The organism is Rhodopirellula sp. SH410 (genome assembly GCF_055811895.1).
On record NZ_CM147949.1, the window covers coordinates 5,531,813 to 5,543,223 of the forward strand.

Consider the following 11,411-nt stretch of genomic DNA (forward strand, 5'->3'; position numbering starts at 1 on the left):
CGACCAGCAGTACAGCAATTAAGAGAGATGTCTATTTAGGATACCATGAACAATAAGTGACGGGTTTACCGTAGTGGATCTTGTTAAAGATCCTGTTCTGGATGGTGCATTCCCATTCTACGGACATGTTTGCTAGCAAATCGAATTGGTCTTTGCCCCGTTTTCGCCTGACTTCCCGAGGTTAGAATTGATTGCTTTGATGGATCAATTCTAACTCGTGGCAAGGATGCTGGTGACCTAATGGAGGGAATGACCGTGGATGGATCGCATGGCAAATTGATCGAATCAAATCAAGAAATGATTCTTCGCTTTACTTCTCAGATCAGTGTCGACGCAGTTCAATGGACACAGCAACTGATCAACTGCCCAGGCGACCTGGAATCCATCGAACGCAGGGTGCATCGGGCGTACGCTCACGGAGCCGACTTGCTGGTTGCTGGTTTGATGGCGGCGACTATCAAAGAAGGCAAGGTTTTGGAGGCGGCTGAACAAACCAGGAGAGAGTTTTCTCGTCCGCTTCAGAAGGGTCGCGAGCGCTCCGTCGCCGTTCAACTGCTCGGGGGCATGATCGTTTGGGCGGTCACCTTGTACTGCGCTCCCAAGAAGAAACGCTTTCGTAAAGACGACGCGCCGCGGGTCGGGCTAGACATTACTTTATCGCAGTTCGGATTTGGCAAAGGCGTCTCGCCCGGGTTGCAAAGCAAGGTGGCCCGTCAAATGGCATTGTGTCCTTCGATCGCGTTTGCTCACAAGGAGCTAACTCGCGAGGGAATTGATATCGACATCAAAACAGTCAAGCGAATCACCTATCAGTGCGGTGCAGGATTGTTGGCATTGCGACGACACCGCATTGCACTGTTGCGGAGCAAGCAACTCAAAGCGTCCAGCGAGCTATCGGGCAAACGCGTGTCAGTGCAAATCGACGGCGGGAGAATGAAAATTCGTGGCGAAATGAAGCCAAAATCCGCTGTCATTGAACCAACCGATGAAGACGGCTTGCTGACTGGTAACGCACCGGGACGGTCCAAGAGCACGCCACGTCGAACGTTTTCGGCGGATTGGCGTGAGCCGAAGCTGATGACGATCTTCATCCATGACGAGCATGGCAAGATGGTCAAGAAAACCAAAGCAACCATCGACGGGACGCTGCTTGGTCCTGATGCGATCGCCGAGGTGGTGGCAATGCATCTTCATCGGCTTGGTGCGGCGGAAGCCCTCAGTGTGACGTTCGTCGCCGATGGTGCTCCCTGGATCTGGGATCGTATCGACCGCATCATCCAGCTTGCCGGACTGAAGGATGTCCCGACCTATGAAGTCTTGGATTGCTGCCATGCAGTGCATCACATTTCGCAGGCACTGGCTTCATTGGGCCTAAGCGTCGAGGAACGAAACCCGTTGTATCGTCACCTCCGCAGCCAGCTTCGAAACGGCCAATGGCAACAGGTCGTTGACGACTTGAATGAACTACAAGGCACCGGCAAACCGAACGTAGCACTTGCGACTGAGATTTCTTATCTTCATCGTCACGGCGAAGCGGGGCGTTTGAAGTATGTACGCTTCAAACAACTTGGTCTTCCTTGCGGAAGCGGTGCGATCGAGAGCGGTATCCGTCGAGTGATCAATCTACGGCTCAAGAGCAATGCGATGTTCTGGAAGAGTGAACATGCCGAGTCGATGCTTCAAGTACGCAGCCAAGTGGTTCCTGATCAATGGGATCAAGCAATGTCGGACCTATCGGAGTTCCGCCGCACCGAAGCCCATGACAGCTGGGACTGGGAACCGAAAAACATGAGCATCAAAATTGAAGACTCTCCTGCCTTGGCGACCTAATCCCGTAAATCGCTTGTCCTCAGCGTCCTTTTTAGGGGAATGCACCTGTTCTGGATGGATCTTTAACAAGATCCACTACGCCAGTTATTGATCCCGCGTTCCTTACTGACTTGCGGACACGCCAATCAGTGGGAGCGAAGACGAAGCGATCTCGCAGCACGAAGACAAACCAGTAGGAATCGGCAGTCGCGAATCCCATTGTCGACCGACGACTCCGCCCGTCAAAAGGACGGAGGCGTCGGTCTAGCTCAGGCGGACGGGGCCTTACTTACTGAAATCCCCGGCGATCGCGGTGACCAGTTTGTCGGGGTCGATGTACTTCTTGATCGCTGCATTGACTTGGTCAATCGTGGCGTCGCGAACTTGCTGCTCCTGCTCAGCCACCGCTGCCATCGTGCGGTCGGTGAACATGGACATCAACAACATCGAGGCCAGTGACGCGTCGCCGGTGCGGGAAATGCGTGCGGCTTGCAGATACGATTGCTTCGCCGCGTCGAGTTCCTCCTGCGTCACGCCATCGGCGATCAACCGGTCAACTTCCTCGCGAATGACCCTCATCAACTTGTCTTTGTTGTCCGGGTTCGTAATCGCGTAGAGTGTTAGATCGACGCGATTGTCCTTGGGGCGTGGTGACAAGCCACTGCGAACGCCGTAGGACAAACCTTCTTGTTGCCGCACACGGTCGGCCAATCGGCTGCTGAGTGAACCGCCGCCGAGCACGAAGTTGCCGAGTGTTAACGCGGCGTACTCTGGATCGAGATCCGACATGTCGTACTGCTCACTGCTATAGAGCAGCGCATTAGATTTGTCGGGCGTCTCGATCGTGACGGTTTGACCGGGAACATCGGGATGAGCCGGTCGATCGATGCGCACGTAGGGTTGGTCCGTGGTCCAGCCTGCGAGCTGTGCCTTGACGGCCTTGATCACTTCGGCGGGGTCGAAGTTGCCGACCACAGCGAGTTCGCCCGCTTGGTTCCCGAGATACTTCGCGTGCAGATCGCGGACTTGATCGATCGTGGCCGCTTCGTACATCGCAATTTCTTCATCGATCGTCATCACATAGCGAATGTCGTCTTTGGGATAGGGCGATAGGAGCTGTTGGACTTTGCGTGGCGCCAGGGCGTTCGGTTCGGTCTTGCTCTGCTGCAGACTGGTGATGGCTTGCTGACGGATGAGCTCGAGTTCTTGCGCATCGAGCAATGGTGTCTTGATCACGTCGCCGATCAGCTCGATGACTTTGGGAAGATCTTCCTTTTTCGTCTTCACGTCCACATTGAGCAGTCCCATCAGCGTGTAGACGCTGACGTTCGCTTTCAGCCGTGTGTACTCGTCCTGCAGTTCTTGATAGGTCAGCTTGGTCGTGCCGCGAGCCATCAACAGGCCGAGCAGTTCGACAGCGCCCATTTTGTCCTTCAGCGTCGTCGGCGTGCCGAAACGAATCGTCATTTTGAATGAGACCGAATCGCCACGCGTTTTCTTGGGTAGCAATGCGTACTGGATGCCACCGACCAAATCACCGCGCAGAACCCGTTTCTCGATCACGATGGGATCGGGGTCAAAGCTCTCGCCAGCAGCCACGGCTTCGCGGCCTTGGTAGTCCTTCAGGACAACGTTCAAGTCGGGCGATTCAGGCACCCGGACGCGATCGGACTCCTCGCTGGGGATGAACAATCCGACGGTGCGGTTATTGCGGACGAGATATTTCTTGGCGACTTCACGCACTTGCTCGACCGTCAATGCTTCGACTTGGTCGCGATAGAGAAAATACAATCGCCAATCACCTTGGGCGGCCCAGTCGCTGAGCGTGACGGCGATGCGGTCGGTGTCGGCGCTGGCCATGTCACGCTGCTTCAAAATCTGCGATTTGGCTCGCTCGACTTCGGCCTCGGTGATCGGGTTCTCATCCCAGGAATCCTCGAGGACTTCGATTAGTTTGACGCGTGCTTGTTCGAGCGAATTGTCTTTGGGCACTTCGGCCATCGCCATCAACAGTCCAGGTTCGCGAAAACCGTAGGCCATCGCATACACGCTGCTGGCGAGTTTCGTTTCAACCATTGCTTTGTAGAGTCGACCGCTTGGCTCGTCGCCCAGCACAATGGTGAGTGCTTTGACGGCCGCGTAGTCGGGGTGACTGCCGGCGGGGATATGGTAGTTGGCACCGACCGCTTGAACGTCACCAACTCGGCGGAGCACAACGGTTCGCTCGCCATCCTTGGATGGTTCGACAGTATAGGTTTCGTTGATCGGTTTGTTCGGTACGGCGAGCGGCCCGAATGCGTTTTGGATGGTGGCCAACGCGTGCTCAGGATCAAACTTCCCAGCCACGATCACCATCACATTGTCGGGCCGATAAAACTTGCGATAGAACTCACGCAACTTGACGACAGGCACCCGCTCGATGTCACTCTGGTTGCCGATGGTCGACTTGCCGTAGTTGTGCCAGTCGTAAGCGGCCGATTCCATCCGCTGCATCAGCACGCGTGTGGGCGAATTTTCTCCGCGTTCAAATTCGTTGCGAACGACCGTCATTTCGCTGGCCAGATCTTCGCCGCGGATGAAGCTATTGACCAACCGGTCGGCTTCGAGGTTGACGGCGAATTCGAGGTTCTCTTCGCTCGCTGGCAGCGTCTCGTAGTAGTTTGTGCGATCCATCCAAGTCGTGCCATTGAAACGGGCTCCACGTTCCGTCAGCGACTTCGGCACGGTCGGATGCGAGGGCGTGCCTTTGAACAACATGTGTTCGAGCAGGTGAGCCATCCCGGCTTCGCCATAGCCTTCGTGACGCGAGCCCACGAACACGGTCATGTTCACCGTCACGACCTCTTTGCTCTCATCGGGGAACAGCAGAATCTGGACACCGTTGTCGAGTTCGTATTGAGAGATCCCCTCGACGCTGCGAAGCGGCTTGGGCAGGCTGGCGGTTTCGGCCACGTTGTCGTCCTGAGAGGTTTCTTGGTTTGATTTCGAGTCGGACTTGGCGTCAGACGGTGGTGGGTCAGCCGCGTGCAGCACCGCGGTTGCAGCGAGGCAGACGCAGGCGACGACTGGAATCAGCCGCAGCGCCGACTCGCGACCGATGTGAAAAAGCGATTGCCCAAATCGAATGGGCGAAGATAGCCGGTTCATCTGATTGAAGTCCTTTTGTGTGGCAGACTGATCGTTTGGCCCGAATTGTAACGCCCCGGCTACCGCCTCGACCATCACCCTGAGTAAGATGCCGGCATGTCTGATTCTCAAGCCAACGCCAACGAGCCCAGTGACACGCCGGTGCCAGCGAACGAGTGTGACTGGCGGCTCGCCGCGCGGATCACCGACGATCCCGCCGCGGGCGATGTGAATATCAAAGCGGTCTCGCGTCGCCAGTTCGATTCTGGCGAGGATTTTGCCGTCGAGGTGTTACTCGACGATCGCGTGATCGCAGTGTTTCGCCACGCGGGAACCTGGTACGCGATCGATGGGATGTGCTCACACCAGGGTGGTCCCTTGGCGGATGGAGTCGTCCGCGATGGCTGCGTGACGTGTCCCTGGCACGGCTGGCAATATGATCTGGCCACCGGGATTCAACTGATCAATCATCAACCGCTACAGGAATCCTTCCCGATCCGCCAGGTCGACGACCGAATTGAAATTCAGTTGTCGACCGACGGGCCGAGCCGATAGGAAACGCCCACACACTTTTCGATTCCGAGAGCCGAGCGACCACCGATCACACGCCGTTTTTTGGAAAACAACTCGAATCTGGAAACTCCCCATGACCGATCACACACCAACTCACACCTGTGATTCGCCTGATTGCGGCTGCGGCAATGTCAATATGGAAGCCGCGTTGCGGGTGGCTGTGATCACACTCAGTGACACTCGCACGATCGCAGATGACCGCAGCGGTGATCGTGTCGCCAAGCTACTCGAAGAGGCCGGGCACCTCGTCGCTCAGCGATTGATCATGAGTGACGATGCCGAACCGCTCCGAGAGAAAATCCGCGAGCTCACCGCTGACACGTCGCTCGACGCAATCATCTCAACAGGCGGCACGGGCATCGCGCCACGCGACATGGCTGTGGACGTGATCGATTCATTGCTCGAGGTTCGCCTGCCCGGATTCGGTGAGTATTTCCGAGCCCTCTCGATCGCGGAAATTGGCCCCAAGGGCATGCTCAGCCGAGCCACCGCGGGCCGCATCGGTCAAGTCGTCGTGTTCGCGCTACCGGGATCGACCGGCGCCGTGACGACCGCGATGGAGCAGTGTGTGCTCCCGATCATCCGCCATGCCTCGGCGCTGGTTTCGCAGTAGCAAGCTGTCCAGAAACAGCACGTGGACCGGCTCGCGAAGCAAGCTTGGTTTCGATGGCGATGGCGACTCTCTACCGGGGACGATCGTCGCCGGTTCGGCGGACGAGACAATAGTGCCATGAGGCAAATGGCGCCATGAGGCGGCCTTAAACCACTGCCAGCTCGGCGTCGACGCTTTCGCCGGAATGCCACTTTGTAAAATCGTCGGCGTCCCGGATCACGCGGTTGTAGGTGGTGTCTCGCTCGATCGGTTCGCGGCCCGCTTCACGGATCAACTGTTGGATCTGGTCCACCGACAGGAATTCGGGGGTTTTTGCACCGGCATCGTGATAGATCAGTTCGTGACGAACGGTGCCGTCGAGATCGTCCGCACCGTACGCGAGGGCCGTTTGTGCGGTCTCGATGCCGAGCATGATCCAATAGGCTTTGATGTGCCGGATGTTATCAAGCATCAGTCGGCTGATGGCAACGGTTCGCAAGTCCATCAGGCCCGAGGGTTTCTTCAACTCGGATAACTGTGTGTTTTCGGGGTGAAACGCCAGCGGAATACAGACCTGGAAGCCGCCCGTTTTGTCTTGCAATTCACGTAGTCGCATCAGGTGGTCGATCCGGTGATAGGCCTTTTCCAAGTGCCCATACAGCATCGTGCAATTGGTCTTCATGCCGATCTCGTGAGCGGTCTTGTGAATTTCAATCCATGAGGGCGTGTTGGCTTTGTGCTCGCACAATTGATCGCGGACTTCAGGGTGGAAAATCTCCGCGCCACCACCTGGCATGCTGCCCTGGCCGGCCGCCCGCATGTCTTCGAGTACCCAGCGGAACGATTTCTTGGTCTGGAATCGGAACCAATCAATTTCCACTGCCGTCCAGGCTTTCAGATGGATTTGCGGGAAGTTCGTTTTCAGCAGCGAGATGAGATCGCGATACCACTCGTATTTCCGCTGATGGTGCAGACCGCCGACAATGTGCATCTCGGTGCATCCGTTAGCGGTCGCTTCGCGGCCCCGTTCGAGCACCTGCTCGTCCGTCATCGCGTAACCGCTCTCATCTCGCAAGTCTTTGCGGAACGCGCAGAACCGGCACCGATACACGCAGATGTTGGTCGGATTGAGGTGCGTGTTGATGTTGTAATAAGCGACATTTCCATTGAGTCGCTCACGCACGAAATTGGCCAGCTCCCCGACGGCTTGGAGCGATACCTCGGGCTCGTATAAAAACAATCCGTCGTCGAGCGACAGTCGTTCGCTGGCTTCGACCTTGTCGCGAATTTCACGAAACCGAGCGTTCAGTTCAGAGGAATGCATTGGAAGGGTTCAGAAAAAAGAGGGTTCAGGAACAGGAGAGTTGAATAAAAAGGGGAGTTCAGGGTTGAGGAATCCTCCTGCTGAACCCTAAACCCTTTGTTTTTCGGAACTCTCTTTATAAGATTGTGTCGATGGCTCCGGCCATCAAGAGAATGATACTGATGATGGCATTGGTTTGAAAAAACGCGGCGTTGACGCGACTGAGATCGTCCGGGCGGACCAGCCAATGCTGGACCATCACCAAGACCGCTGTCAACCCAACTGCGGCAGCAAACAACCACCCCAGCCCGGCGGCTTGCCCGGTCAGGACGAGCGCGGCAAGGAATCCGAGCATGATCACGTGCATCACCATCGCGATCCGCAGCGCACCGGCAACTCCAAATCGGCTCGGCACGCTATGCAACCCCGCCGCGCGATCGAAATCGGCGTCTTGGCAAGCATACAAGATGTCAAACCCGGCCACCCAAAACGCGATCGCACCCGCCAAAAGAAGCGGGATATGAAAAAAGTCCCAGCTGAAGTCTGATCCGCGAATCGCAATCCACACACAGATCGGCGATAGGCTCAGCGCCACGCCCAACCACAGGTGGGCGGACGCGGTGAAGCGTTTGGCGAGCGAGTAGCCAAGCAAAAACGCGAGCACCGGAATCGATCCGTACAAGGGCAAGCGATTGGGCAAGAAGAACAGCGTCGAGGCGACGAAACCGAGTGAGCAGACCACCGTGAAAATCAGCACACTGCGACGCGATAGCCGCCCCGCAGGCAGGTGTCGCGACGCCGTCCGTGGATTGCCAGCGTCAATGTTATGATCGACGAGCCGATTGAATGCCATCGCGGCGCTGCGCGCAAAAACCATGCACAGCAACACTCCGACCATGTCCGAAATCCGAATGGTGGGGGTTGCCGTCGACCCCGTCGCCAGGGGCGTCGACCAAGCCAAGAAAGCCGCGAGAATCGCGAAGGGTAACGCAAAAATCGTATGCGAAAAACGAATGAGGCCGAGCCAGTCCGGCAGTTTGGATTTGACAGTCATGAAACGCCCTCGTCGGACGTGTCTTTCCAGCGTGAAATCAGGGCATTCTCCACGCCAACCTGGTCGAGGATCCGAGCGACGACGAAATCGACCAGGTCCTCCAGACACGTGACACCGTGATACCAACCCGGCATCGCGGGCAAGATCACGACACCGGCAGCGGCGAGGCGATGCATATTCTCCAACTGCAACACGCTCAGCGGCGTCTCCCGCGGCACCACGACGAGTTTGCGGTGTTCCTTGAGGTGCACTTCCGCGGCCCGTTGAATCAAATTTGCCCCCGCTGCACGCGCCACGCCCGAGAGCGTGCTGCCGCTGCACGGGCAGATCACCATCGCATCGGTCACAAACGAACCGCTGGCGATCGGCGTGAAAAAGTCATCGTGCTGGTGATAATGAAATCGCTCGTCCCCCGTTTCCCCCAGTCGCGAATCAAACTCCATCGGTGATGCGTTCGACCACGCGGCCACGCAGGTCAGCAAAGCATCGAGATCAGGGTGCCGAAGATCAAGTTGAAGGCCGAGTTCTTGCGCGATCACCGCGGCACCGCTGGGGCTGATCGTCAAATGAACTTCCACGCCGGCGACGCGGAGCGCCTGCAGAAGGCGAACCGCATAGGGTGCGCCACTGGCACCTGTGATCGCGACGACAATCCGGCGGGGACGCCTCACAGGGTCGATCATGCTTGCGCCGCCTCGGGCATCTCGCGAGCGACAGCATCGCCGGCAGCGGACTCGTCGGCGGGCGGCTTGGTACCGGTATAGATCGTCGCCACGCCGAGCGTGAGCGTTTGGAAGGCGACGTCGTCCAAACCCACCGCTCGCATCCGCTCCGCGAGCCGCTCGCCACAGGGAAACTGGCCGACCGAGGCGGGCAAGTACGCATACGCCGACTTGTCGTTTTGTGCCAGCAACTGACCGACGCGAGGCAGGACGGAGCGGAAATAGAAACCGTAAAGTTGCTTTAGGATGGGCAGTGACGGCTGGGAAAACTCCAGCACCATGACTTGGCCGCCCGGTCGACAGACACGCACCATTTCACGCAGTCCCTGGTCGGTGTCGGCGATGTTTCGCAACCCGAACGCGACGCTCACGCACTGGAAATGATCGTCGGCAAAGGGCAGTGCCATCGAATCGGCTTCGAAGAACGGGATCGTGGCCCGACCTATTCCATCGGCGGCATCTCGCACCCGAGCGGCTTCCTTGTCGCGCGCGATCTCTAACATCGCGTGGCAGAAATCGCTGCCGACCACCTGCACACCGCTGCCAGCCCGGTCCGCAATGGCGATCGCCAAGTCTCCCGTGCCGCAGCAGATATCCAGAATCGGCGACTGCGAATCGATGCGCAGGCGATCGACCGCCTGCCTTCGCCAGCGACGATCAATGTTCAATGACAACAGATGGTTCATCGTGTCGTAGCGAGGCGCGATTTGCCGAAACATTTCGCGGACCCGCTGGCCGCTCTTATCGAGCTGGGGCTGGTCGCTCGAACGAGGCTCTGGGACACTGGGCGGATGGACACTCATGGGCGTGTTTTAGTTTTCTCTCTCAGGTGATGCAGGCCAAAACCGACGTGCGCGTTTTTTTATTCGATATCGATGGCACATTGCTGACGACCAAGGGGGTCGGCAGGGGGGCACTCTCCCAAGCGATGCTGGAAGAATTTGGTGTTGCCCACCCGGACAGCGATGTGATGTTTTCGGGACGAACCGATCGTAGTTTGTTGATGGAATTATTGCAGCGAAATGGTCTGGAAGTGACCGAGGAGCACTGCCGCCGGTTACGGGATCGGTACATTAGTTTAATGGGCGGCCACCTCGCTCGTCAGGGCGGGGTCGTGTTACCAGGGATCCGCGCGTTATTGACTGACTTGTATCGTCGCGAGGGGTTGGAACTAGCTGTGATGACCGGGAATTTACCCGAGACCGCAACTCAAAAACTTGCCCATTTTGATCTGCGACAGTGGTTCGCCTGGATTTCCGGAGGCAGCTTTCACGTCGAACGCGACGATTTGGCCCGGCGAACGGCGGAAATTATCGCTCGTCGCTACGGCGATTCCGTCACCGAGGTCGTCGTGGTGGGCGACACCCCCGCCGATATTCGCTGTGGGCATGCGATCGGAGCAAAAACCATCGCAGTGGCGACGGGAGAGTTTCCCATCGATGCCCTCGCGACCGAGAATCCTTCGCAAATTTTTGCTGATTTCTCGCAAACGGACGAAGTTCTGGACGCCTTGCTGTAGGCGGACGCCGCCAGCTGGCGACTTGCTGCGCCTCGCGGGCCAGACACGAGCCCAGACACGAGGCTTGCCAGCCAAACCGTCATGCTGTTCGGTTTGCGATCACAAAGACTTCTTTTTACGATCGCCGTCGCATCCGGATGCGTGTCGCCGCGATTCGTCGCGGGCATGTTGGGTTCTCACATGCGTCATTCATTCGAGCCTGCGATCTGAAAAACTCTACCGCTCTGGCTACCAAGCCCTCCGCGTGAGATGCGTTCGCGGTGCAGCGTCGTAACGCAATGTCGGTTCTTCCAAAGGATATTGGCACACGTCTTGCGTAAACCCATCTCTCGACCGACCCGCGACTTTCCGCGGCGTCGCCCAATTTCAAAATATAGGAATATCAAGATGAAGATGTTAGCAACCCTGGTTTTGGCCGTTAGCACCCTTGGCTTTGTCGGCTGTGAAGAGTCCGCCATGGATAAGAGGGCTGATGAGGTCCGGGACACGACCCAGACCCAAGCCGATCAAATTCGTGATGCTTCCCAAAACACCGCTGAGAACGTTCGCGAACGCGCTGACGGCGTAACCGACGCTGCCGAAAACAAGGCGGATGCCATTGAAGACGTAGGCGAAAAGAAAGCCGATCGGTTGGAAGAGCTAGGCGAGAACAAAGCCGACGCCCTCGAGGAGGTCGATAACTGATTTGGTCCGGGCACCTTCAGTGCGTGATC

10 protein-coding genes are annotated in these 11,411 nt (G+C 57.4%); 5 read left to right on the forward strand and 5 right to left on the reverse strand.

All coding sequences use genetic code 11. The features are described from left to right. Positions 1-255: 255 nt before the first annotated feature. Positions 256-1,830, forward strand: a complete 1,575-nt coding sequence (locus SH410x_RS20135) for a hypothetical protein (RefSeq protein WP_473670292.1) — start codon at positions 256-258, stop codon at positions 1,828-1,830. Between the two features lie 264 nt (positions 1,831-2,094). Here SH410x_RS20135 and SH410x_RS20140 read toward each other — a convergent pair whose 3' ends face one another. Next, a complete protein-coding gene (locus tag SH410x_RS20140; protein ID WP_473670293.1) occupies positions 2,095-4,956 on the reverse strand; it encodes a M16 family metallopeptidase in 2,862 nt (953 codons plus the stop codon). 96 nt (positions 4,957-5,052) lie between these two features. On the opposite strand from SH410x_RS20140, the gene SH410x_RS20145 reads away from it, so the two are divergent. Both SH410x_RS20145 and SH410x_RS20150 read left to right on the forward strand, forming a co-directional pair. Further along, positions 5,053-5,490 (forward strand): Rieske (2Fe-2S) protein, encoded by a 438-nt coding sequence (locus SH410x_RS20145; protein ID WP_473670294.1) that lies wholly within the window; start codon positions 5,053-5,055, stop codon positions 5,488-5,490. A 91-nt stretch (positions 5,491-5,581) separates the two neighbouring features. Continuing rightward, positions 5,582-6,121, forward strand: coding sequence for a MogA/MoaB family molybdenum cofactor biosynthesis protein (locus SH410x_RS20150; RefSeq protein ID WP_473670296.1), 540 nt, complete (start codon positions 5,582-5,584; stop codon positions 6,119-6,121). Between the two features lie 145 nt (positions 6,122-6,266). Here the strand turns inward: SH410x_RS20150 and mqnE are convergent, their stop codons facing one another. From mqnE to ubiE, 4 genes are all read right to left on the reverse strand, one after another. Further along, entirely contained in the window at positions 6,267-7,424 is a 1,158-nt protein-coding gene (gene mqnE, locus SH410x_RS20155) for an aminofutalosine synthase MqnE (RefSeq protein WP_473670298.1), read from the reverse strand. Positions 7,425-7,539: 115 nt separating this feature from the next. Then, positions 7,540-8,457 carry a UbiA-like polyprenyltransferase gene (locus SH410x_RS20160; RefSeq protein WP_473670300.1) on the reverse strand — a complete coding sequence of 306 codons (918 nt, stop codon included), beginning with the start codon at positions 8,455-8,457 and terminating at the stop codon, positions 7,540-7,542. Then, on the reverse strand, positions 8,454-9,140 hold the full coding sequence (locus SH410x_RS20165) for a UbiX family flavin prenyltransferase (RefSeq protein WP_473670302.1): 687 nt from the start codon (positions 9,138-9,140) through the stop codon (positions 8,454-8,456). The genes SH410x_RS20160 and SH410x_RS20165 overlap by 4 nt, the downstream gene beginning before the upstream one ends. Further along, positions 9,137-9,982, reverse strand: a complete 846-nt coding sequence (gene ubiE / locus SH410x_RS20170) for a bifunctional demethylmenaquinone methyltransferase/2-methoxy-6-polyprenyl-1,4-benzoquinol methylase UbiE (protein WP_473670304.1) — start codon at positions 9,980-9,982, stop codon at positions 9,137-9,139. The genes SH410x_RS20165 and ubiE overlap by 4 nt, the downstream gene beginning before the upstream one ends. Before the next feature lie 29 nt (positions 9,983-10,011). Here ubiE and SH410x_RS20175 point away from each other — a divergent pair, with 29 nt between their 5' ends. Together SH410x_RS20175 and SH410x_RS20180 are read left to right on the forward strand one after the other, a co-directional pair. Then, positions 10,012-10,698: an HAD family hydrolase gene (locus tag SH410x_RS20175; RefSeq protein ID WP_473677360.1), complete on the forward strand. Its 687-nt coding sequence runs from the start codon at positions 10,012-10,014 to the stop codon at positions 10,696-10,698. Positions 10,699-11,085: 387 nt separating this feature from the next. Next, a complete protein-coding gene (locus SH410x_RS20180) occupies positions 11,086-11,382 on the forward strand; it encodes a hypothetical protein (RefSeq protein ID WP_473670305.1) in 297 nt (98 codons plus the stop codon). The last annotated feature ends 29 nt before the right edge of the window (positions 11,383-11,411 follow it).

What these genes read in the sequence shown, in the direction of transcription:
- SH410x_RS20140 (WP_473670293.1), bottom strand. Translation starts at nt 4,956, where the DNA reads ATGAACCGGCTATCTTCGCCCATTCGATTTGGGCAATCGCTTTTTCAC.
- SH410x_RS20145 (WP_473670294.1), top strand. Translation starts at nt 5,053, where the DNA reads ATGTCTGATTCTCAAGCCAACGCCAACGAGCCCAGTGACACGCCGGTG.
- SH410x_RS20150 (WP_473670296.1), top strand. Translation starts at nt 5,582, where the DNA reads ATGACCGATCACACACCAACTCACACCTGTGATTCGCCTGATTGCGGC.
- mqnE (WP_473670298.1), bottom strand. Translation starts at nt 7,424, where the DNA reads ATGCATTCCTCTGAACTGAACGCTCGGTTTCGTGAAATTCGCGACAAG.
- SH410x_RS20160 (WP_473670300.1), bottom strand. Translation starts at nt 8,457, where the DNA reads ATGACTGTCAAATCCAAACTGCCGGACTGGCTCGGCCTCATTCGTTTT.
- SH410x_RS20165 (WP_473670302.1), bottom strand. Translation starts at nt 9,140, where the DNA reads ATGATCGACCCTGTGAGGCGTCCCCGCCGGATTGTCGTCGCGATCACA.
- ubiE (WP_473670304.1), bottom strand. Translation starts at nt 9,982, where the DNA reads ATGAGTGTCCATCCGCCCAGTGTCCCAGAGCCTCGTTCGAGCGACCAG.
- SH410x_RS20175 (WP_473677360.1), top strand. Translation starts at nt 10,012, where the DNA reads ATGCAGGCCAAAACCGACGTGCGCGTTTTTTTATTCGATATCGATGGC.
- SH410x_RS20180 (WP_473670305.1), top strand. Translation starts at nt 11,086, where the DNA reads ATGAAGATGTTAGCAACCCTGGTTTTGGCCGTTAGCACCCTTGGCTTT.